Source organism: Nocardiopsis aegyptia (genome assembly GCF_013410755.1).
Classification (GTDB): Bacteria; Actinomycetota; Actinomycetes; order Streptosporangiales; family Streptosporangiaceae; genus Nocardiopsis; species Nocardiopsis aegyptia.
Window position 1 is genome coordinate 1,077,935 of sequence record NZ_JACCFS010000001.1, and the last position, 19,780, is coordinate 1,097,714.

At 72.8% G+C, this 19,780-nt stretch carries 23 protein-coding genes; 12 read left to right on the top strand and 11 right to left on the bottom strand.

All coding sequences use genetic code 11. From position 1 onward, the window contains the following. Window positions 1-89: 89 nt before the first annotated feature. The 5 genes from HNR10_RS04910 to HNR10_RS04930 all read right to left on the bottom strand — a co-directional run bounded on the left by HNR10_RS04910 (window position 90) and on the right by HNR10_RS04930 (window position 4,194). A complete protein-coding gene (locus tag HNR10_RS04910; protein WP_179821180.1) occupies window positions 90-1,166 on the bottom strand; it encodes a glycoside hydrolase family 5 protein in 1,077 nt (358 codons plus the stop codon). 167 nt (window positions 1,167-1,333) lie between these two features. After that, window positions 1,334-1,504, bottom strand: coding sequence for a hypothetical protein (locus HNR10_RS04915; RefSeq protein WP_179821181.1), 171 nt, complete (start codon window positions 1,502-1,504; stop codon window positions 1,334-1,336). Between the two features lie 70 nt (window positions 1,505-1,574). Further along, a complete protein-coding gene (locus tag HNR10_RS04920) occupies window positions 1,575-2,546 on the bottom strand; it encodes a TIGR03557 family F420-dependent LLM class oxidoreductase (RefSeq protein ID WP_179821183.1) in 972 nt (323 codons plus the stop codon). After that, complete coding sequence (locus tag HNR10_RS04925) at window positions 2,543-3,706, bottom strand: SDR family NAD(P)-dependent oxidoreductase (protein ID WP_179821185.1); 1,164 nt, start codon at window positions 3,704-3,706, stop codon at window positions 2,543-2,545. The genes HNR10_RS04920 and HNR10_RS04925 overlap by 4 nt, the downstream gene beginning before the upstream one ends. Before the next feature lie 167 nt (window positions 3,707-3,873). Beyond that, on the bottom strand, window positions 3,874-4,194 hold the full coding sequence (locus HNR10_RS04930) for a hypothetical protein (protein WP_179821186.1): 321 nt from the start codon (window positions 4,192-4,194) through the stop codon (window positions 3,874-3,876). 188 nt (window positions 4,195-4,382) lie between these two features. Between HNR10_RS04930 and HNR10_RS04935 the strand changes: the two genes are divergently transcribed. From HNR10_RS04935 to mgrA, 5 genes are all read left to right on the top strand, one after another. After that, window positions 4,383-5,648, top strand: coding sequence for an ATP-grasp domain-containing protein (locus HNR10_RS04935; RefSeq protein ID WP_312889119.1), 1,266 nt, complete (start codon window positions 4,383-4,385; stop codon window positions 5,646-5,648). A 37-nt stretch (window positions 5,649-5,685) separates the two neighbouring features. Beyond that, complete coding sequence (locus HNR10_RS04940) at window positions 5,686-7,710, top strand: CocE/NonD family hydrolase (RefSeq protein WP_179821188.1); 2,025 nt, start codon at window positions 5,686-5,688, stop codon at window positions 7,708-7,710. 68 nt (window positions 7,711-7,778) lie between these two features. Continuing rightward, window positions 7,779-8,183, top strand: a complete 405-nt coding sequence (locus HNR10_RS04945) for a four-helix bundle copper-binding protein (protein WP_179821190.1) — start codon at window positions 7,779-7,781, stop codon at window positions 8,181-8,183. 29 nt (window positions 8,184-8,212) lie between these two features. Beyond that, window positions 8,213-8,464: a hypothetical protein gene (locus HNR10_RS04950; protein WP_179821192.1), complete on the top strand. Its 252-nt coding sequence runs from the start codon at window positions 8,213-8,215 to the stop codon at window positions 8,462-8,464. Between the two features lie 90 nt (window positions 8,465-8,554). Further along, on the top strand, window positions 8,555-9,550 hold the full coding sequence (gene mgrA / locus HNR10_RS04955; RefSeq protein WP_179821194.1) for an L-glyceraldehyde 3-phosphate reductase: 996 nt from the start codon (window positions 8,555-8,557) through the stop codon (window positions 9,548-9,550). 25 nt (window positions 9,551-9,575) lie between these two features. On the opposite strand, the gene HNR10_RS04960 is transcribed toward mgrA, so the two are convergent. Continuing rightward, the gene (locus HNR10_RS04960) at window positions 9,576-10,037 is read right to left on the bottom strand and encodes a PPOX class F420-dependent oxidoreductase (protein ID WP_179821195.1); all 462 of its coding nucleotides are present in this window, start codon (window positions 10,035-10,037) and stop codon (window positions 9,576-9,578) included. A 299-nt stretch (window positions 10,038-10,336) separates the two neighbouring features. Between HNR10_RS04960 and HNR10_RS04965 the strand changes: the two genes are divergently transcribed. The 3 genes from HNR10_RS04965 (at window position 10,337) to HNR10_RS04975 (ending at window position 11,589) form a co-directional block, all read left to right on the top strand. Beyond that, window positions 10,337-10,630, top strand: coding sequence for a peptidase inhibitor family I36 protein (locus HNR10_RS04965; RefSeq protein WP_179821197.1), 294 nt, complete (start codon window positions 10,337-10,339; stop codon window positions 10,628-10,630). A gap of 68 nt (window positions 10,631-10,698) precedes the next feature. After that, on the top strand, window positions 10,699-11,088 hold the full coding sequence (locus HNR10_RS04970) for a hypothetical protein (protein ID WP_179821199.1): 390 nt from the start codon (window positions 10,699-10,701) through the stop codon (window positions 11,086-11,088). A 102-nt stretch (window positions 11,089-11,190) separates the two neighbouring features. Further along, window positions 11,191-11,589, top strand: coding sequence for a hypothetical protein (locus HNR10_RS04975; protein ID WP_179821201.1), 399 nt, complete (start codon window positions 11,191-11,193; stop codon window positions 11,587-11,589). On the opposite strand, the gene HNR10_RS04980 is transcribed toward HNR10_RS04975, so the two are convergent. The 3 genes from HNR10_RS04980 to HNR10_RS04990 are packed head-to-tail and all read right to left on the bottom strand — an operon-like array spanning window position 11,586 to window position 13,348. Continuing rightward, a complete protein-coding gene (locus tag HNR10_RS04980) occupies window positions 11,586-12,575 on the bottom strand; it encodes a sigma-70 family RNA polymerase sigma factor (RefSeq protein ID WP_179821203.1) in 990 nt (329 codons plus the stop codon). The genes HNR10_RS04975 and HNR10_RS04980 overlap by 4 nt on opposite strands. A 1-nt stretch (window position 12,576) precedes the next feature. Continuing rightward, a complete protein-coding gene (locus HNR10_RS04985) occupies window positions 12,577-12,966 on the bottom strand; it encodes a VOC family protein (RefSeq protein ID WP_179821205.1) in 390 nt (129 codons plus the stop codon). A gap of 16 nt (window positions 12,967-12,982) precedes the next feature. After that, the gene (locus tag HNR10_RS04990) at window positions 12,983-13,348 is read right to left on the bottom strand and encodes a VOC family protein (RefSeq protein WP_246406745.1); all 366 of its coding nucleotides are present in this window, start codon (window positions 13,346-13,348) and stop codon (window positions 12,983-12,985) included. A gap of 198 nt (window positions 13,349-13,546) precedes the next feature. Here HNR10_RS04990 and HNR10_RS04995 point away from each other — a divergent pair, with 198 nt between their 5' ends. Together HNR10_RS04995 and HNR10_RS05000 are read left to right on the top strand one after the other, a co-directional pair. Next, entirely contained in the window at window positions 13,547-14,593 is a 1,047-nt protein-coding gene (locus HNR10_RS04995) for an NAD(P)-dependent alcohol dehydrogenase (RefSeq protein ID WP_179821209.1), read from the top strand. A 143-nt stretch (window positions 14,594-14,736) separates the two neighbouring features. Next, the gene (locus HNR10_RS05000; protein ID WP_179821210.1) at window positions 14,737-15,456 is read left to right on the top strand and encodes a MerR family transcriptional regulator; all 720 of its coding nucleotides are present in this window, start codon (window positions 14,737-14,739) and stop codon (window positions 15,454-15,456) included. Between the two features lie 10 nt (window positions 15,457-15,466). Here HNR10_RS05000 and HNR10_RS05005 read toward each other — a convergent pair whose 3' ends face one another. Beyond that, window positions 15,467-17,716 (bottom strand): MMPL family transporter, encoded by a 2,250-nt coding sequence (locus tag HNR10_RS05005; protein WP_179821212.1) that lies wholly within the window; start codon window positions 17,714-17,716, stop codon window positions 15,467-15,469. A 148-nt stretch (window positions 17,717-17,864) separates the two neighbouring features. Here HNR10_RS05005 and HNR10_RS05010 point away from each other — a divergent pair, with 148 nt between their 5' ends. Continuing rightward, on the top strand, window positions 17,865-18,587 hold the full coding sequence (locus HNR10_RS05010) for a maleylpyruvate isomerase family mycothiol-dependent enzyme (protein ID WP_179821214.1): 723 nt from the start codon (window positions 17,865-17,867) through the stop codon (window positions 18,585-18,587). 9 nt (window positions 18,588-18,596) lie between these two features. Here the strand turns inward: HNR10_RS05010 and HNR10_RS05015 are convergent, their stop codons facing one another. Further along, window positions 18,597-19,163 (bottom strand): CGNR zinc finger domain-containing protein, encoded by a 567-nt coding sequence (locus HNR10_RS05015; RefSeq protein ID WP_246406064.1) that lies wholly within the window; start codon window positions 19,161-19,163, stop codon window positions 18,597-18,599. Between the two features lie 158 nt (window positions 19,164-19,321). Here HNR10_RS05015 and HNR10_RS05020 point away from each other — a divergent pair, with 158 nt between their 5' ends. Further along, window positions 19,322-19,774 (top strand): VOC family protein, encoded by a 453-nt coding sequence (locus HNR10_RS05020; RefSeq protein ID WP_179821216.1) that lies wholly within the window; start codon window positions 19,322-19,324, stop codon window positions 19,772-19,774. Window positions 19,775-19,780 lie beyond the last annotated feature (6 nt).

The following is a 19,780-nucleotide window of genomic DNA, read 5'->3' on the forward strand; positions in this document are numbered from 1 at the left end:
GACGGGGGCGCGCCGGCGACGGCGCGCCCCCGCGCTCCCGGCGGGCGCGAGCGCGCCCGCGCGGGCCCTCCGGTGCCCGCGGTCACGGCTCAGGCGTCGGCCTCGCGCAGGCGGGCACGGATCCACTCCCCCGCCGGCTTGAGCGATCCGGTCCCGGTCCAGGGCCCGTCGGCGGCGCAGGTGCCCGGTTCGAAGACGGCGCCCGAGCGGAAGTCGTCGGAGAAGTTCCAGTTCACCCAACTGATGCCCTCCTCCTCCATGAGGTCGAGGTAGGCCCGGGCGGACGCGAAGTCGTCGGGCCCGTCCCCGGTGGACTCCTGGGTGCCGAACTCGGTGACGAACACCGGGATCTCCCGCGCCGCCGCCCGCAGTTCCTCCCGGTAGGCGGCGCCGTGCGAGGCGGCGTAGAAGTGGAACGTGTACATGATGTTGTCGGCGTCGACCGGGTCCGCGGTGATCTCGGTGTGGTCCGCCCCCTCGGACACCCCCAGGGACGACCAGGCGCGGGTGCCCACGAGGACGACGGCGTCGGGGTCCTCGGCCCGGACCGCCGGGACGACCTCCTCGGCGTAGGACCTGATCGCGTCCCAGGACACCCCGTTGGGCTCGTTGGCGATCTCGTACAGGACGTTGTCCTTGTCGGCGTGGACGGAGGCGATCTCCCCGAAGAAGTCCAGGGCGGGGCCGGTGTTGTGGTTCGGGTCGCCCGGGGTGAGCATGTGCCAGTCGACGATCACGTACAGGCCGCGCTCACTGGCCTCCTCGATGAGCGCGTGCACGCGGTCGGTGAAGCCGCGGGGGTCGGTCTCGTAGCCGCCCTCCTGCACGTACATCGACACGCGCAGGACGTCGGCCCGCCAGTCCTGGGCGAGGGCGTCCAGCGAGGCGTCGGTGAGGCAGTCGCCGTACCACTGGAGCCCGTGCGAGCTCATGCCGTTGAGCTGGACGGGCGAGCCGCCTTCGTCGCAGAGCCGGACGCCGCACACCGCCAGGCGTCCGTGCTCGTCCACCGGGGTGGCGGGGGCGGCCGCGGCCGTGGCGGCGGCGGTCGGGCCCGTTCCGGCGGTGGCCACGGGGACGGCGGCCAGGGCGAGGGCGGCCGTTCCGACCAGGGCGGCGCACGCGCTCCGCCGGCGTTCGCGGGCGGGGGTCGGGGGGATTCTCACGCGGGTCCTCCGGAGGGGTCGTCCGGGCCGCGTCGGCGCCACGGAAACGAGAAGGAGTCCTTCCTGTGACCGGCAACCTAGGAGCCGGTCACTCAGAAGTCAAGACCCCTCACGCTCCGGATAGGGCGCGGGGCGCGGCGGCCTTCCGCCCGGCCCCTTCGCCCGGTTCAGACGGGCTCGGGCTCCGGCTCGGGTCCCGGCGGCTCCGGCGCCGGCGGCTCCGGGGGCGGAACGGGCTCCGGCGTCGGCGGGTGCGGATCGGGCGGAACCGGGCTCGGCGGGAACGGATCCGGCGGCAGCGGGTCGGGGTACCGCAGGGCCGGTGCTCTGGTGTGCATGGAACGTCCTCCTTCGATGGGCGCGTGGGGCGCCGGGCGCGAACGGGTGGTCCGCGCTCCGCACGACCGGTCAGGCGCGTTCGAGGCGCCGTAGGCGGGGCAGGACCTCGTTGGAGTAGAACTCGAAGAAGCCCTCCTGGTCGTCGCCGATCTGGTTGATGTAGACCTCGTCGACGCCCGCCTCGACGAAGGGCCGGATCGCGGCGACGTGCGCCTCGGGGTCGGGACCGCACGGGACCTTCTCCGCGACCATCTCGGGCGTCACCAGGGCCTCGGTCAGTTCCTCGAAGTGCTTGGGCTGCGGCAGCACCTGCAGGGACTCGCCCGCGAGCGCCTCGGTGGGCCACCGGTCGTAGGCGATCCGCCGGGCGGTGTCGGCGTCGGTGCTCCAGCACACCTTGAGGCCCGCCTGCACCGGACGGCCCGGTCCGCCGTGGGACCGGAACGCCTCGATGGGCTCGGTGTCGGGCGACAGGACGATGAGCCCGTCCGCCGCCCGCGCGGCCAGGTCGACGGCCTTGGGCCCGAACGCGGACATGTGGATGCCCGGCGCGTGCTCGGGCAGCGTGTACAGGCGCGCGGTGTCCACGGTGTAGTGCTCGCCCCGGTGGGTGACGACCTTGCCGCTCCACAGGTCGCGGATCAGCCCGATGGCCTCCTCCAGCATCGACAGCCGCACCGACGCGGGCGGCCACGGCTGCCCGAGCACGTGCTCGTTGAGCGCCTCGCCCGTGCCCACACCGAGGGTGAAGCCGCCGCGGACCAGCAGCGCCGAGGTCGCCGCCGCCTGCGCGATCACGGCCGGGTGCACACGCGTGGTCGGGCAGGTCACCGCCGTGGTGACGGGCAGGTCGGTGGCCTCGCCGATCGCGCCGATGACCGACCACACGAAGGGGCTCTCCCCCTGGGCGTCCACCCACGGGTGGAAGTGGTCGGAGATCCACAGGCCCTCGAACCCCGCGTACTCGGCGCCCCTGGCCTGCTCGACCAGATCCCTGGGGCCGTGCTCCTCCGTGGCGAGGAAGTATCCGAAGCGCGTCATGCCGACCTCCCCGGATCGGGTTCGGATGCGCCGCCGCCGGGTGGCGCGCTCCCGGCGCGGGCGGGCTGGTTGAGGCGCCGGGCGGCGTCCTCGTTGAGTGCGGTGAGCGCGTCCAGGACCTGTCCCGGCACCCCCTGGACCGCCGCCTCGGTGCCCGGCCGCTCCTCCGGTTCGGGCGGCACCGCGGGCAGGAGCCATCCGGCCAGCGCCGACACCCGCTGCGTCAGGCCCGGCGCCAGGCCGTGCGCGGCCATCCCCAGACGGGCCGCCGGGGTCAGGACGACGTAGCCGTGGCCGCGGACCGTGGCGCGCACGACGCGGCGCGCGGCCCGGTCGGCACTCATCGACAGCAGGGGCAGCCCCGCGCACAGGGCGAACCAGGCGTACTCGCGCTCCGGGGCCCCGGAGAAGAGGACGGCCCGGTGCGAGCCGGTGCGCATGAGGCCGGGAACCACCGTGGTCACACGGACTCCGGTGCCCAGGCTCTCGGCGGCGAGCCCCTCGGAGAGCGCGACCTGCGCGGCCTTCGCGCAGGCGTAGGGCCACAGGTGCGGCGGCGCCAGGTGGCCCCCGATGGAGGTGATGGTGACGAGTGAGCCCTGGGACTCCCGCAGCCGTTCCCAGGCGGCGCGGGCGACGTGGTACGGGCCCCAGAACATGACGGCCATGGCCTCCTCCAGGTCCGCGGTCGTCATGGTGGCGCGCGGTCCCACCCGCAGCACGCCCGCGTTGTTGACCACCACGTCCAGGCCGCCGAGCCGCTCGGCGGCCTCCTCCACCATGGCCCGCGCCTGTTCGGGATCGGCCAGGTCGCACTGGATGCCGTGCGCGCGGATCCCGCGTCCGGCGAGCCCGGCGACGGCCCGGTCCAGCCGGTCGCGGTCCCGGCCGCACACGGCGACGGACGCGCCGTAGGAGCCGAACTCGCGGGCGAGCCGCAGCCCGAGCCCTCGGGAGCCGCCCGTGACGAGGACGGCCCTGCCCCTCAACAGGGTGGCGCGGCGGTGCTCGGCCAGCACCGAGGCGGAGACCCCCGCCGCCGCTCCGGCGACCGCCCACGGGACCAGCTCCACCGGGCGTGCTCGGCGGCGTCGCCGCCGGCGCCGGGACAGGGCCCAGCGCCCGGCGGCCAGGGCCGCGGGTAGCGTCCACCGGATCATGGGGACCGCCCCCAGGAGGCGGTCGGCGTGGTGCCTGCCGTGGCCATACCACTCCCCCGTTCGTCGTCGGTCCGCGTCGGTTCGTTCGCGTCCGGTCCGCGCCCCGTGCGAGTGTTCGGCTACCCGTGCTCCTCGCGCGAAATCGCGGCCGGGGCCTGTACGGCGCCCTAGCGCCGCGCCTCGGGGTAACCCTCCGGCGGCAGGCCCTGCCTGGGCGCGGTGGTGTCCTCCCCGACCGGCGATCCGCCCTGCGGCGGCCCCGGGGTCTCCGGCTGGAAGGCCTGGTCGCCCTCGGAGGGCTCGGCTCCCTCCTCCAGTCCGTGCAGGCGCTGGTGCAGGATCTCCAGGACTCCGGTGCGGTTGCCGTGGTGCTCCTCGTAGGCGATGAGCTCCCTCATCTGTTCCTCGTCGAGCGAGCGGATCCGGTGCTGCAGCGTGGCGATCGGCAGACCCTCGTAGTCCGGGATCGGCGGCGTCTTCCGGTTCATGGATTTCACTCCCGCCTTGGTGTGCTCGGCCTGTGGCGGTCCTGTGTACGGCCGGCTGTAGGGGTACGGCTACCCCTCGGCCGCGACCCGTAACCACGTGCCCGCTCCTTCCGATTCGCTTCGACGAACTCGGGTAGTCGCACCCACGACGGACGCCGACACGGATCACAGAAGGGTGGTGCGGACAGGTGGACAACGTCTTCGTGGTCGGCATGGAGGAGCACAACCGCCAGGTCCTGCTCAGGACCCCGAGCGCCGAGCACTGCCGCTTCCACGAACTGCTGCCCCTGGAGGAACTGCGCGACGACAAGGTCGACATCGAGGAGATGCTGGCCAAGGCCAGGCGGATCCTGGACGGCTTCGACGGCTCGGTCGACGCGATCGTCGGCTACTGGGACTTTCCCGTCACGCTGATGGTGCCGATCCTGTGCGCGGAGTACGGCCTCCGGTCCCCCGCCCTGGAGTCCGTGGTCAGGTGCGAGCACAAGTACTGGAGCAGGCTCGAACAGAGCAAGGTCATCGACGAGCACCCGGCGTTCGCGCTGGTGCAGCTCGACGACACCGAACCGCCCGAGCTCGGGTTCCCGATGTGGGTCAAGCCGGTGAAGTCCGCCTCGTCGGACCTGGCCTTCCGCGTCGACGACGACCGTGACTTCGAGGAGGCCCTGCGGAAGCTGCGAGAGGGGATCGACCGGATCGGAGTCCCCTTCGAACAGATCCTCGCCCACGTGGACCTCCCACCGGAGATCGCGTCCGTGGGCGGCAGGAGCTGTCTGGCCGAAGCGGCCCTGCACGGTGTCCAGGTGGCGGTCGAGGGCTACGTGCACCAGGGCGAACCCGTCGTCTACAGCACTCTGGACTCGGTCGACTATCCGGGCAGCCCGGCCTTCCTGTGCCACCGGTACCCCTCGGAACTGCCGGAGGAGGTGAGCCGCCGCATGGCCGAGGTGGCCACGAAGGCCATCCGCCAGGTCGGTCTGGACAACACGCTGTTCAGCGTCGAGTTCTTCTACGACCCGGTCGAGGACCGGCTCGACGTCGTGGAGATCAACCCCCGGCACTCCCAGGCGCACGCCGAGCTGTTCGAGCTGGTGGACGGCATCCCCAACCACGAGCGCATGCTCCGGCTGGCGCTCGGGCGGAGCCCCGACCTGCCCGCCGGCGGCGGGGAGTACGCCGTGGCCGGCCAGTGGTTCCACCGCAGGTTCGGGGAGGACGGCGTCCCCGTGCGCGTCCCCACCGACGAGGAGGTCCGCGAGCTGGAGGAGGCCCTGCCGGGCGTCTCGATCGAGATCGTCCCCGACCGGGGCGTCCCCCTCACGGAGCTGGACGCCCAGGACAGCTACAGCTTCGAGCTAGCCAAGATCACCATCGGCGCGCAGGACGGCGTGGCGATGCGCGCCAAGTACGAGCGCTGCGTCGAGGGGATGCGGTTCGAGTTCGACACCGACTGAACACCGAACGGCGACCACACGCTGAGGAGGTCGACTCATGCAGGTGGTGGAGGAACTGCCCTACGCCGTCCAGGAGGACGAGCACTTCTGGATCCCGATGTCGGACGGGGTCCGCCTGGCCGGCCGCTCGTGGCGGCCGGCGGAGGCCGACACCGGTCCGGTTCCGGCGGTCCTGGAGTACATCCCCTACCGCAGACGGGACCTGACGTCGGTCCGCGACTCGATGCACCACCCCTACATCGCCGGGCACGGGTACGCCTGTGTGCGCGTGGACCTGCGCGGCACCGGCGATTCGGAGGGCGTGCTCACCGACGAGTACCTCGAACGCGAGCAGCGGGACGCCGAGGAGGTGCTGGCCTGGCTGGCGGAACAGCCCTGGTGTGACGGCCGGACCGCCATGCTCGGCCTGTCCTGGGGCGGCTTCGCCGCGTTGCAGGTGGCGGCCCGGCGCCCGCCCAGCCTCGGCGCGATCGCGATCAACTGCTTCACCGACGACCGCTACGCCGACGACATGCACTACATGGGCGGCTGCCTGCTCTCGGACAACCTCGCCGAGGCGGGCACCATGTTCGCCTACTCCACCTGCCCACCCGACCCGGCGACCGTCGGCGACCGGTGGCGGGACATGTGGCTGGAGCGCCTGGACGCCGTGGACCCGTGGATCCTGAACTGGCTCCGCCACCAGCGGCGCGACGACTACTGGCGGCACGCCTCGGTGTGCGAGGACTACTCGTCCGTGCGCTGTCCCGTGCTGGCGGCCAGCGGCTGGGCCGACGGGTACTCCAACGCCGTCCTGCGCCTGTTGGAGCACCTGGACGTGCCCCGCCGGGGGCTGGTCGGCCCCTGGTCGCACCGCTACCCGTACCTGGGGCGCCCCGGGCCGGCCATCGGCTACCTGCAGGAGGTCGTGCGCTGGTTCGACCACTGGCTCAAGGGCGAGGACAACGGTGCCGGCGAGGGGCCCGCGCTGTGGGCCTGGATGCAGGAGAGCGTCCCGCCCGCGACCGCCTACGAGGACCGCCCCGGCCGGTGGGTCCGCGAGGAGTCCTGGCCCTCGGACCGCGTCGAACGCACCGTTTACCCCCTGTCCCGGTACCGGATCAACGCTCCGAAGGACGAGGCCGGGACCGACTCCCTCACGGTGAGCTCCCCCCTGACCGTGGGCCAGTTCGCGGGCAAGTGGGCGTCCTACAACGCGCCGCCGGACCTGCCCTACGACCAGCGGGAGGAGGACGGCGGCTCCCTGGTCTTCGACTCCGACGTCCTGTCCGAGGACGTCGAGATCCTGGGTTCGGCCGCGGCCGAACTGGACGTCAGCGTCACCGAGCCGGTGGCCATGGTCGCGGCCAGGCTGTGCGACGTCGCGCCCGACGGCAGCGCCACCCGGGTGACCTTCGGGCTGCTCAACCTCACCCACCGGGAGAGCCACGACCACCCCGAGCCGCTCACACCGGGCGAGCGGTACCGGGTGACGGTCACCCTCAACGGTGTCGCGCAGGTCTTCCCCGCCGGCCACCGGATCCGGCTCTCGCTGTCCACCTCGTACTGGCCGCTGGCGTGGCCGCCGCCGCGCAAGTTCCTGATGACCGTGCACCCCGAGGGCAGCAACCTGACCCTGCCGGTACGCCCGGTGTCCGCGAACGAGGACCCCGCCCCGCACCCGTTCGGCGAGGCCGAGGCGGCGCCGGAGATCGCCCACGAGCGCAGGGAGCCGCCCGAGCACCGCTGGACCGTCCACCGGGACCTGGTCGACACCCGGTCGTCCCTGGAGATCGTCAAGGACGGCGGGATCATGCACTTCGAGGGCGTCGACCTGGACGTCGGGCGGCGCGCCTACGAGGACTACGACTCCGTCGCCGCGGAGTTCACGTCGCCGCGCGGGCGGTCGTCGTGGACGATGCGCTTCGCCCGCGGCGAGTGGCGCACGCGCACCGAGACGCACGCGTCGCTGCAGTGCACCGAGGAGGAGTTCCGCGTCTACGCGACCCTGGACGCCTACGAGGGCGACGAGCGGATCTTCTCCCGCGAGTGGTCCGAGGCCGTGCCGCGCGACCTGATGTGATGCCGCGGGGGCGGCCTCACCGGAGCCGCGGACGGCTCCACCCGGACGAGGAGGGAAAGGAGTGGACCATGAGCATCACCGAGCAGATGCTGGAGACCTACCCCGGATCGATGACCGGGGTCGACCGGGCCCGCCTGCGGGCCTGCATCGACGCCTGCGCGGCGTGCGCCGAGGCCTGTGACGCGTGCGCGGACGCGTGCCTGAGCGAGCGGTCCGTGGCGGACCTGACCGTGTGCGTGCGCACCAACCTCGACTGCGCGGAGGTGTGCGAGGCCACCAGGCGCGTGCTGACCCGGCAGACCGGGTCGGACGCCCGCGTGCTGCGCGCGGTCCTGGAGGCGTGCGCGAAGGTGTGCGCGGTCTGCCGGGCCGAGTGCGAGCAGCACGCCGACCAGCACTCGCACTGCCGGATCTGCGCCCGGGAGTGCCAGATCTGCGAGCAGGCCTGCCGCGACCTGATGTCGACCCTGTAGGTCCGGGCCGCCGGAGGGGGGAGTCGACGATGGAGTGGCCGATCGCGGTAGTGGTGTCGGTGACCGTTCCGATCGTGCTCATCCTGATCGTTCTCGCGGTCATCCGCTGGGACCGGCTCCGGGCGCAGCGAGCCGTGCGCTCGGAGGAGTACTGGGAGGAGGGTCCGGACGGGCGGCGGTATCCCACGGGGTGGGACCGGCGCCTGCCCCGGGGCCCCACCGAGGCCGATCCGCACGAGGGCGAGGAGGGGCGGGAGGACCCCGAGCCGCCGGGCCGCTGACGCGCGGCGGCCGGTGCGGCCGGCACCGACCGCCGGGGTGCGAGGATGGACCCGATCGTGTCCCGTGGACGCCTCGAAGGGAAGCCTCGCGTGAGCTACGTCGCCGCACCGACCCGCTACGACACCATGCCCTACCGCCGCTGCGGACGGAGCGGGCTGCGCCTGCCCGCGCTGTCCCTCGGCCTGTGGCACAACTTCGGCGACGACCGGGGGATCGAGGTCCAGCGCTCGGTCCTGCTGCGGGCGTTCGACCTCGGAGTGACCCACTTCGACCTGGCCAACAACTACGGCCCGCCGGCCGGCGCGGCCGAGGTGAACTTCGGCCGCGTGTTCGCCGGCGACCTGCGCCGCTACCGCGACGAGATCGTCGTCTCGACCAAGGCCGGGTACCACATGTGGCCCGGCCCGTACGGCGAGTGGGGCTCGCGCAAGGGCATGCTGGCCAGCCTGGACCAGAGCCTGGGGCGGACGGGCCTGGAGTACGTGGACGTGTTCTACAGCCACCGGCCGGACCCGGACACGCCCCTGGAGGAGACCATGGGCGCGCTGGACACGGCGGTACGCCAGGGCAAGGCCCTGTACGCGGGCGTGTCGAACTACTCCCCCGAGCAGACCCGGGAGGCGGCGCGGATCCTGCGCGGGCTGGGTACGCCGCTGCTCATCCACCAGCCCTCGTACTCGATGTTCAACCGGTGGGTGGAGGACGGCCTGCTCGACGCCCTGGACGAGGTGGGCGCGGGCTCCATCGCCTACTCGCCGCTGTCCCAGGGACTGCTCACCGACCGCTACCTCGACGGGGTGCCCGAGGGTTCACGGGCCGCGGGGTCGAGCCCGTTCCTGACCGCCGACCGCCTCACCCCGGCCGTGATGGGGCGGATCCGCGCGCTGAACGCCATCGCCGGGCGCCGCGGCCAGACCCTCGCCCAGATGGCGCTGGCCTGGGTACTGCGCGGCGGCCGGGTGACCTCGGCGGTGATCGGCGCGAGCAGCGTCGCCCAGCTGGAGGACAGCGTGGCGGCCGTCGGGCACCTGGACTTCACCGACGAGGAGCTCGCCGAGATCGACCGCCACGCCCGCGCCGACTGACCGGCCCGCAGGCCGGGTGGGGGTCCTAGACCCGGTCGGCGGGGAAGCCGCCGGTGGCGACCGGTCCCCAGCGCCGGGGCGTGACGCGCACCAGGGCCTTGCCCTGGCGGCGCATGGCAGCGCGGTACTCGTCCCAGTCGGGGTGCTCGCCGGAGATCACCCGGAAGTACTCGACCAGCGGCTCCACCGCCGCCTCGCCGTCCAGGACCTCGGCGTCGCCGTCGACCTGCACCCAGGGGCCGTCGAAGTCGTCGGAGAGGACGACCACGCTCGCCCGGCCGTCGCGTGCGGCGTTGCGGGTCTTGGCGCGCTCGGGGTAGGTGGACACGACGATCCGTCCCTGGGCGTCGACCCCGCACACGACCGGTGAGGCCTGCGGGTCGCCGTCGGCCCGCCGGGTGATGAGCAGGGCGCGGTGGCGGGGGCGCACGAAGTCCAGCAGGCCGTCGAGGTCGACCCGGGTGTTGGTGGCGATCGAAGGGCTCATGCTCTCGCTTTCGCAGCTCGCGGACTCCCGCGCCGCTCGGGCGCGGACGCCGCACAGCCTATCCCGCCGGGCCCGCGCCACGGCTCCGTACGTCGCCGAACGCTCGGCCGGGATACCCGGCCGAGCGTTTCGCGTGGGCGCCCACCATCGAAACCAGCAGCCCCATTGCACGCCACCATTCACAGGAACTGGCCGACTTCGGCCATAAATCCATGAACCAAACGGGCGAACAGCGACTCGATGCGGCCACGCGGTTTTCCTTCTTTTATTCTGGCGAATGGCCTATCTTCAATTCCCCCATGGTCGAGGCGCAGGCCACGTACATCTACCTCTACGAGCACGACGACTACAAGGGCGGGTTCTACCGCACCTCCGGGAACGACAGCAACCTGTCCAACAACTGCTGGAGCGGTTCGGGCTGCCGCGGGGTCAACGACAACGCCAGTTCCATGAAGAACCAGTCCAGCCCCGCGTCCTTCTACAAGGACTCGGGCTATCGCGGACCGTCCTACTACGCCCAGGCGAATTCGTCCGACAAGGACCTGACCAACAACGGGTTCGACAACAACATCAGCTCGATCTACATCTGGTGATCCACCGGGGAGGCCGGGCGCCCAGTGCCCGGCCTCCCCGCCCCCGTTCCCGTGGACAGGAGCGACGAATGAACAGACGAGGCCTTCTTCCGGCCGCGGGTGCCCTGTGCGCCGCCCTCGCCCTCGGCCTCACCGCCTGCGGCGCCGGAGACGACGCCGGCGGGGACGCCTGCGGGGACGGCTTCCTGCCGGCCGGGGAGCAGGCCCGGGCGCCGGCCCTTCCCTTCGAGGAGCACACGCTCTCCCCCTTCGAGATGCGCACGCTCCGCTACGCCGAGGACCTGCTCGTGCGCGACTGCATGCGCGCGCACGGGATGGACTGGGAGGTGCTCCCGGCACCCGACGAGGACACGACCGACCCGCCGCACCGGCGGCGGTACGGCGTCATCGAAGCGCGGATGGCCGAGCGGTACGGCTACGGCCCGGTGCCGAGGTCGGCCGACGAGGTCCTCCTGTAGGAGATACGGGAGGGACGCGAGAACCTCCCGGCCACCGAGTACCGGGCGGCCCACGCGGACGAGGGCGGCGCCGGATGCCTCCAGGAGGCGCAGGAGGACGTCATGGCCGGGGTCCCCGACATGGACGAGAATGTGTTGAACTCCTACATCCACACGGCGTTCGAGACCTCCAAGAGCGACCCCGCGGTCGTGGAGGCCTTCGCCGACTGGAGCGCGTGCATGGCCGAGCGGGGCTTCGACCACCCCACCCCCGCCGAGGCCGAGAACGACCCGCGGTGGGCGGACCGGGAGGGCGACCCCTCGGCAGCCGAGATCGAGGTGGCGACGGCGGACACGGCCTGCAAGGACGCGGCCTCGGTGGTCGAGGCCTGGCGCGACGCGAAGGCGGCGGCCCAGGACGGCCTGATCGAGGAGCACACCGCGGACTTCGCGCACTTCGCCCGGGTGAAGGAGGAGCGGACGGAGCGGGCACGAGCGGTGATCGAGCGCTCCGTGCCCTAACCGGAAACCGTCTCCAGAGCGGCGGGCAGGCCGAAGCTCGGGAAGAGCGAGACGTCGAAGAACGCGGCCACGTGGGCCACGCCGCTCCCGGTCAGGTCCAGGACCTGGAGGTGGAAGGCGCGGTGGACGCCGTCCGCGCCGCGCATGTAGAGCCCGAAGGCCGGCTGGCCGTTGGCGGCGGCCGGGAGCATCCGCATGTCCCCCGGCCCCCTGGCCGGGCAGTTCGACCGGATGAGGCGGCCGATGTGCTCGGCGCCGCGCACCCACGAGGTGTAGGGCGGCATCTCCCAGACGGCGTCGGCGGTGAACATCGACGTGATCCCGCTGATGTCGTAGTTCTCGAACGCCGCGACGTAGCGGTCCAGGACCTGCTTCTGCTCGGCCCTGGGCAGCTCCACCCGGTCCTCCGCCGGGGCGGACCTGGCCAGCTGCGCGCGGGCGCGCTGGAGCAGGCTGTTGACCGCCGGGACGGAGACGCCCAGGATGTCGGCGACCTCGGCGGCGCTGAACCGCAGCACGTCCCGCAGGACGAGGACGGCCCGCTGGCGCGGTTGCAGGTACTGCAGTGCCGCCACCAGGGCCAGCCGGACGCTCTCTCGGGCGGCGACCACCGTGCCGGGGTCGCCGTCCGCGCCGACCAGGGCGTCGGGCACCGGTTCCAGCCAGGGCAGCTCGGGGCGCTCGCCGAGCCGCCCCTCGGGCTCGGCGGGACCGCCGAGCCCGGTGGGCAGCGGGCGCCGCCCGCGCTGCTCCAGGGCGGTGAGACAGGCCGTGGTGGCGATGCGGTGCAGCCAGGTGCGCAGGCTGGACCGCCCCTCGAAGCGGTCGTAGGCCCGCCAGGCGCGCAGATAGGTCTCCTGCACCAGGTCCTCGGCGTCGTGTACCGAGCCGAGCATCCGGTAGCAGTGCGCGTACAGCTCCCGCCGGTAGGGGTCGGCGAGCTCGGCGAAGTCCTGGTCCGCTCCGTGGTCCACCATGACCGTCACGCTACGCCTCCTGTAGGACAGAACACACGTTGCCGAACGGGTCGGCGAACCACGCGACGGCGGGTCCGCCGTCGCCGCGGGCGATGCCCCTGGCGTCCTGGTCGAATCCCTCGTAGCGCAGCGTCGGCACGCCCGCGTCGGCGAGCTCGTCGACGGCGGCCTCGACGTCGTCCACGACCAGGTTGAGGACGGTGAACACGGCCGGGACGTGGTCCGGCTTCGGGTAGACGAGGACGCTCCGGCCCTCGCCGAGGTCGATCTCGATCAGCCCCTGCTCCTCCATGCCGGCGACCGGACCGACCTCGAGGCCGAGCGTCCCGGCGTAGAACGCGCGGGCTTCGGCGGTGTCCGGGACGGCGAACGACCCGAACACGTGCGTGGCGGTGACCATGGCTTCTCCCCCTGTGTCAGGCGCCGCTCTCCATGGCGGCGCGGTGCTTCTCGCTGAGCTGGATGATCTGGACGTAGTTGCCGTCGGGGTCCAGGGCGGTGGCGAAGAGGCTGCCGTCCCGGTCCTCCAGGGGCGCGAGCCACTCCGTGCCCGCGGCGTCCATGCGCTCGGCCACGGCGCGGGCGTCGCCGACGTCGAAGTTGATGATGGCCCTGGCGGGCTCGGCGGCCCTGGCGGCGACGTCGGAGCGGTGGTCGATGAGCAGGTGGAAGTGACCGAAGCGCAGCACCCGGTAGCCGTCCACGTCGTCGTCCTCCTGCGGGTCCAGTACGGCGGCGTACCAGTCGTGCAGGCGGGCGGGGTCGTGGGTGGCGAGCAGCATGCTGTCGAGACTGGGTCGGCGGTTCACGGTGTCCTCCGGGAGGGGTCGACGGTGAGTCTGTCCTGTTCGACCCTCGGGGGACGCGGAACTCATCGGGGTCAAACGGAAAAGGACCGAAAGCGTGCTCCGCGTTGACGGAGGCCGCCGACCCGCGTTGATAGCGTCGAGCGATCGACTGACGACACAGGGGGACAGCCGATGCGCGCTGTGGTCTTCGACAACTACGGGACCTTTCCGTCGCTCGCCGAGGTGCCGAGGCCGCGTCCGGGCCCGGGCGAGGTCCTGCTCCGCGTCGCGGGCGCCGGCGCCTGCCACTCCGACGTCAGCGTCTACCGGCACTTCGAAGAGGGGCAGCCCGGCGCCCAGAAGCCGCCCTTCGTCCTGGGGCACGAGAACGCCGGGTGGGTCGAGGAGCTCGGCCAGGGGGTCACGCACGTCGATGTCGGCGGCGCCTACCTCGTCTACGGGCCGGTCGGCTGCGGGCACTGCCGCAAGTGCGCCCGGGGGCAGGACACCTACTGCGAGAACGTCGCCACGATGCCGTACCTGGCCGTGGGGCTGGGCCGCAACGGCGGGATGGCCGACTACATGGTCGCCCCCGCCCACCACCTCGTACCGCTGGGCGACGCCGACCCGGTGCTCGCCGCTCCGCTGGCCGACGCGGGGCTCACCCCGTACCACGCGGTCAAGCAGGCGCTGCCCCACCTGGCGGGCGGCGGGCGCCACGCCCTGGTGATCGGGCTGGGCGGGCTCGGGCAGATCGCCGTGCAGATCCTCACCGCCCTGACCGGCGCCACGGTCATCGCCACGGACACCAAGCCGGACGCGCGTGCGCGCGCGGAGCGCCACGGCGCCCGCACGGTCGCGCCCGGGGAGCACCAGGCCGAGGAGATCCGCGAACTCACCGGCGGGCGGGGCGTCGACGCCGCCTTCGACTTCGTGGGGGTCACGCCCACGATCTCGACGGCCGCCGCCACGATGGCGCAGGGCTCTCGGCTGACGGTCGTGGGCATCGCGGGCGGCACGCACGAGTGGTCGTTCTTCACCAGTCCCTACGAGTCCTACGTCACCAGCACGTACTGGGGGACGGTCGAGGACCTGTGGGAGGTCGTGGACATGTTCCGCGCCGGGCAGATCGCGCCGGAGGTCGAGCGCTACGGCATGGACGACGCCCTGGAGGCCTATCGCAAGCTGGAGGCGGGCGAACTGTCCGGACGCGCGGTGGTGGTACCGAACGACTCCTGACCCGGGCCGTGTCGGCGCCCGGCCCGTGCGCGGGCCGGGCGCCGACCTGTCGCGCCCCTATCCTGGACAGTGCGAATGCCTACTACCCAAGGCCTCCACCGGTCCGCGGCGGCCGGGAACGGCCGTGCCAGAAGGGCCTGTCCATGCGGATCTCGGAACTGAGTCGGGTCACCGGTGTTCCGGCTCCGACGATCAAGTACTACGTCCGCGAGGGCCTGCTGCCGCCGGGCGAGCGCACCAGCCGCAACCAGGCCCGGTACGGCGAGGACCACGTCCGCCGGATCAAGCTCGTGCGCGCCCTGGTGGAGGTGGGCGGGCTGTCCATCGCCACCGCCCGCGACGTGCTGGCCAAGGTGGACGCCCCCGAGCACGACATGCTCACCGCGGTCGGCAAGGCCCAGTTCGCCATGAGCACCCCGCCCCAGCGCCAGGACGGCGACGAGCGGGACTGGGCGAGGGCGACGGAGCGGGTGGACGACCTCGTCGAGCGCCGCGGCTGGCGGTCGGTGCCCACCAACCCCGCCCGCGGGACGCTGGCCTCGGTCCTGGTGGCCCTGGAACGGCTCGGCCAGCAGGACAAGCTCGACCTCCTGGACGTCTACGCCGAGGCCGCCGAGCGCGTGGTCGCCGCGGAGATCGAGGTCCTGCTGCGCCGCCCCGACGTGGACAGCATGGCCGAAGGCCTCGTGGTGTGGACGGCGCTGGGCGATGTCGTGCTCAGCGCTCTGCGGCGCATCGCCCAGGAGAACGCGGCCACCCCCCGCCTGGCGGGGGTCCCCGCCCGGGACACGGACGGGGAGGACGGAGGGGGCCGGCAGGACGGGGAGAGCCGCGAGGACGGGAAGCCCGCGCCTGGAGCGTAGGGCGCCGGTGTCAGAGCCCGCCGGCGCGCCCGGCGAGCCGGTCGGCGCTCCGGTCCGGGGCGGCGTAGGGCGCCGGGTCCTCGCCGTCCTCCTCGGGCAGCCCGTACCTGGCCCACCAGCGCGCCAGCGGGGCCGGGGACCACCATGCCCAGTGGCCGAGCAGGCGCATGGTCGCGGGCAGCAGGAGTCCCCGCACGACCGTGGCGTCGACCGCGAGCGCCACCACCAGGCCGACGCCGATCATCATCAGCACGCTGATCCGGGTGAGGGCGAACGCGGCCACGACCACGCCCAGGAGCAGGGCCGCGGCGGTGATGATGCGCGCCGTGTGCTGGATGCCCCGGGCCGTGGCCTCCACGGGGTCGCCCTCGCGCAGGTAGTGCTCGCGGATGCGGGCCAGGACGAACACCTCGTAGTCCATGGCCAGCCCGAAGGAGATCGCCGCCACCAGCAGGGGCATGTTCGCGTCGATGTAGCCGGTCGGCTCGAAGCCGAGCAGCCCCGACAGCAGGCCGTACTGGAAGACGAGCACCATGGCGCCGTAGGCGGCGGAGAGCGAGAGCACGTTGAGCGCCAGGGTCTTGAGCGGCATGACCACCGATCCGAAGGCCATGAACAGCACCGCGAAGGTGATCACGGAGACGATGGCGGCCATCCACACCAGGCGTTCGCCGATCATGTCCAGCATGTCGGCCACGCCGAAGGGCCGGTTGGTGAACAGCACCTCGGCGCCGTCGGGCGGCTGCACCGCCCGCAGCGCCTCGGTCATCGGCCGGGAGTCGGGGCCCATCGGGTCCATCGTGTAGTAGAGCGTGATCCGGGCGAGGTCGTCGCGGGTGCCCGTGACGGAGCCGCGGTGGATGCCCTCGACGGCCACCAGTCGCTCGGCGAAGGCGTCGAGTTCGCGCCCGGCCGCGGGGGTCCGCGCGGATCCGGGCATGGTGACCACGGCAGTGACGATCTTGGTCGGGTCGTGGCCGAAGTCCTCGACCAGTTCCGCGGTGACCACCTTGGAGTCGGTGCCCTCGGGCAGCGCCCACTCGGCCGGGCGCGCCCAGTTCGCGCCGAGCAGCGGGGACCCGAGCAGGACCAGCGCGGTCGAGAGCCCGACCGTCCACAGGACCGGACGGCGCATGACCGCGTGCGCGGTGCGGTACCAGCGGTCCTCGTCGGCGCGGGCGGGGCGCGCAGCGCGGTCGGCGCGGGCGGGGCGGAACCGGCGCAGGCGCGGCAGCGGCACGGGCAGCGCGTTGACGCGGTGTCCGGCCAGGTGGAGCAGGACCGGCAGCAGGGTGACGGCCGCCAGGACGGCGAAGACCACGACGCTCACCCCGGCCCAGGCCAGGGAGGTCAGGAAGCGCGACGGGAAGACGAGCAGGCCGCCCAGGGTGGCCGCGATGGTCAGGCCGGAGACCACGACCGTGCGCCCGGCCGTGCCCATGGTGCGCGCGACGGCCTCGTCCACCGCCTGGCCCCGCGCCAGCTGCTCGCGGAAGCGGGTGACGATGAGCAGGGCGTAGTCGGTGGCCAGGCCCAGCCCGAGGACGACCACCACGTTGATCGCGATGGTGGACAGCTCCACGAGGCCGCCGACCGCGCGCAGGACGGCCAGGGAGCCGACGGCCACGAACACCGCGACGGACAGCGGCAGGAGCGCGGCGACCACGCTGCGGAAGACGAAGACCAGCATGACGAGCAGCAGCGGTGTGGCGACGAGCTCGATCGTGCGCAGGTCCTCGGAGCTCATGCCGTTGAACTGGTCGTTGACCGCGACCAGGCCGCCGAAGCGCTCGTCGAGCCCCGGGGCCGCCAGCAGAGCCGGGTAGTCGTGCTCCTGGTAGGCCTCGACCCGCTCCTCCTCCGATGCCCCGGCGAGCTGGAAGGACACGTAGGTCTTGTGCCCGTCGGCGGTGGCGAGGTCGGCCGAGCCGGTGGACCAGTAGGTCTCGTGCCAGTCGTAGGTGTGGGCCGGTACCCGCTCCACCGCCTCCTCGACCAGCTCCCGGAACTCCGGGTCGTCGACCGTGAGCTCGTCGCTCTCGTAGACCACGACGACGTCGGCGGTGTGGCGCCCGAGGCCGTCCTGGAGGATGTGGTCGGCCCGCGTGGACTCGGCCCCCGGGTCGTCGAGGCCGCCACCGCCGCCCAGGGTGCCGCCCGCCCCGGCGCCCCAGACACCGCCCGCGACGACGAACAGGACGGCGGCGGCCAGCACCCACCACCTGTGCCGGACGGTGAACCTGCCGAGTGTGGAGAACATGGGTCCCTTGCCTCTCGCTGGGCGACCGGTCGTTATTGATAGCCATACTATCCACTATCGGTAGTAAGACTATCCATAATTGGCGCACAGGACGCCCGCGGGGTCCGGCGATACGCTGCGTACCCGCACACCGACACCGAGGGGCACGATGACCACGTCCGCACAGCCCGAGCCCGACACCTTCGACCGCACCCTGGAGGAGCTGCGCGCGGCGACCGCGCGCCTGGTGGCGACCGCACGGGCCGCCACTCCCGACGAACTCGGCGCCGCCTCCCCGCTGCCCGGGTGGTCGCGCGCCCACGTGCTGAGCCACGTCGCGCAGAACGCCCTGGGCCTGCGCAACCTGGCGACCTGGGCGAGAACCGGCGTGCGCACGCCGATGTACGCCGGCCAGGAGCAGCGCGACGCCGACATCGACACGGGTGCCCGCCAGGACGCCGCCGCCCTGGTCCGGCAGGTCGTGGACACCGCCGCCGACCTGGACGCGGACCTGACCGCCCTGCCGCCCGAGGCACTGGCCGGCACGGTCGAGATGCGCGGCGGACTGCGGGTGCCCGGATCCGCCCTGGCCTGGCTGCGCCTGCGGGAGATCGAGGTGCACCACGTCGACCTGGACCTGGGCTACGGCATCGCGGACTGGGACGCCGCGTTCGCCCGGCGGGCCGTCGAGGGCCTGGTGGACGTCTGGCGGAGCCGCGACCTGCTGCCGCCCGTACGGATCACCGCCACGGACACCGACCTCGACACCGTGTCCGGCTCGGGCGCGACGTCGGTGCGAGGCACCACCGCGCACCTGCTGGGCTGGCTGCTGGGCCGCCCGGGTGCCGACGTACGGCTCCAGGGCCCGGCCGTGGACCTGCCCGCGCTCTGACCCGGCGCCTCAGGCCGTCCGGCCGGTCCGCCCGCGGGCCTGGTGCCGGGCGGCCTTGGCGCGGTTGCCGCACCCGGCCATGGAGCACCAGCGGCGGGTGCCGTTCTTGGACGTGTCGAAGAAGCACAGAACGCAGTCGGGGTTGGCGCACCCCCGGATGCGGTCGGGGGCCCTGAGCAGGTCGAGGTAGTCGTCGGCGGCCGTCCACGCCGGACCCCAGGAGGGGTCGTCGAACTCGACCTCGAAGCCGGGCACGCCGGGTCCACCCCCGGCCCCCTCCAGGAGCCGGCGCCGGACCCACCCGTGGGCGAGGGTGTCGTTGAGGGCGGCGCGCGCACCGGGATCGCCCGGGTCGGCCATCAGGCGCGACAGCGCGCCGCGGACGCGCAGGAGGCGGTCGAGCGCGGCGTTGTCGGCGTCGAAGCGGGCGTCCAGCCCGGTCTCCGCGAGCCACTGGCACAGGCCGTCGAGCGAGACCAACAGGTCCTGGAGCGCTCCGCCCACCACCCAGCGGGTGTTGAGCAGATCCATGGCCACGGGTTCACCGACCAGCGGCCGGGCCCTGCGTTCCCCCATGTGTCCTCCCCCGCTCAGCGCCGTGTGGATGGTACCAACCCTACCTCGCTAACCCTTGAAAGTCTTTTGAGTGGTTGACACTGCGCACGACTAACCCTTAAAGTCACTTTCAACGGTTACGGCGATCGGGCTGTGACCCCCAGCAGAAGAGGCACACCATGGCCGCGTCCACCGCCACCACCGGACACGTCGGACTCAACGTCACCGACATCGAGCGCTCCCGCGACTTCTACAACCGCCTCCTGAGCCTGGAGACGATCGGCGAGGGCAAGGAGGAGGGCCGCGAGTTCGCCCTCCTCGGCCGCGACGGCCGACTCGTCGTCACGCTCTGGCAGCAGAGCACGCACGCCTTCCGCACCGACTCCGCCGGCCTGCACCACCTCTCGTTCCAGGTCGAGACCATCGAGGAGGTCCGCCGGACCGAGGCCGAGCTGCGCGCCGCCGGTGTGGAGTTCGCCTACGACGGCGTCGTCCCGCACGGCGAGGGAGCCGCCTCCGGCGGGATCTTCTTCCACGACCCGGACGGCATCCGTCTGGAGATCTACGCCCCCTCCGGCGCCGAGGACGCCGAGGCTCCCACCACCGAAGCCCCCACCTGCGGGTTCTTCTAGAACGAC

Excerpts from the sequence above, each read along its gene's own strand:
- HNR10_RS04915 (WP_179821181.1), bottom strand. The coding sequence starts at position 1,504 with ATGCACACCAGAGCACCGGCCCTGCGGTACCCCGACCCGCTGCCGCCG.
- HNR10_RS04920 (WP_179821183.1), bottom strand. The coding sequence starts at position 2,546 with ATGACGCGCTTCGGATACTTCCTCGCCACGGAGGAGCACGGCCCCAGG.
- HNR10_RS04925 (WP_179821185.1), bottom strand. The coding sequence starts at position 3,706 with ATGATCCGGTGGACGCTACCCGCGGCCCTGGCCGCCGGGCGCTGGGCC.
- HNR10_RS04930 (WP_179821186.1), bottom strand. The coding sequence starts at position 4,194 with ATGAACCGGAAGACGCCGCCGATCCCGGACTACGAGGGTCTGCCGATC.
- HNR10_RS04940 (WP_179821188.1), top strand. The coding sequence starts at position 5,686 with ATGCAGGTGGTGGAGGAACTGCCCTACGCCGTCCAGGAGGACGAGCAC.
- HNR10_RS04945 (WP_179821190.1), top strand. The coding sequence starts at position 7,779 with ATGAGCATCACCGAGCAGATGCTGGAGACCTACCCCGGATCGATGACC.
- HNR10_RS04950 (WP_179821192.1), top strand. The coding sequence starts at position 8,213 with ATGGAGTGGCCGATCGCGGTAGTGGTGTCGGTGACCGTTCCGATCGTG.
- HNR10_RS04960 (WP_179821195.1), bottom strand. The coding sequence starts at position 10,037 with ATGAGCCCTTCGATCGCCACCAACACCCGGGTCGACCTCGACGGCCTG.
- HNR10_RS04965 (WP_179821197.1), top strand. The coding sequence starts at position 10,337 with ATGGTCGAGGCGCAGGCCACGTACATCTACCTCTACGAGCACGACGAC.
- HNR10_RS04970 (WP_179821199.1), top strand. The coding sequence starts at position 10,699 with ATGAACAGACGAGGCCTTCTTCCGGCCGCGGGTGCCCTGTGCGCCGCC.
- HNR10_RS04975 (WP_179821201.1), top strand. The coding sequence starts at position 11,191 with ATGGCCGGGGTCCCCGACATGGACGAGAATGTGTTGAACTCCTACATC.
- HNR10_RS04985 (WP_179821205.1), bottom strand. The coding sequence starts at position 12,966 with ATGGTCACCGCCACGCACGTGTTCGGGTCGTTCGCCGTCCCGGACACC.
- HNR10_RS04990 (WP_246406745.1), bottom strand. The coding sequence starts at position 13,348 with ATGCTGCTCGCCACCCACGACCCCGCCCGCCTGCACGACTGGTACGCC.
- HNR10_RS04995 (WP_179821209.1), top strand. The coding sequence starts at position 13,547 with ATGCGCGCTGTGGTCTTCGACAACTACGGGACCTTTCCGTCGCTCGCC.
- HNR10_RS05000 (WP_179821210.1), top strand. The coding sequence starts at position 14,737 with ATGCGGATCTCGGAACTGAGTCGGGTCACCGGTGTTCCGGCTCCGACG.
- HNR10_RS05005 (WP_179821212.1), bottom strand. The coding sequence starts at position 17,716 with ATGTTCTCCACACTCGGCAGGTTCACCGTCCGGCACAGGTGGTGGGTG.
- HNR10_RS05010 (WP_179821214.1), top strand. The coding sequence starts at position 17,865 with ATGACCACGTCCGCACAGCCCGAGCCCGACACCTTCGACCGCACCCTG.
- HNR10_RS05015 (WP_246406064.1), bottom strand. The coding sequence starts at position 19,163 with ATGGGGGAACGCAGGGCCCGGCCGCTGGTCGGTGAACCCGTGGCCATG.
- HNR10_RS05020 (WP_179821216.1), top strand. The coding sequence starts at position 19,322 with ATGGCCGCGTCCACCGCCACCACCGGACACGTCGGACTCAACGTCACC.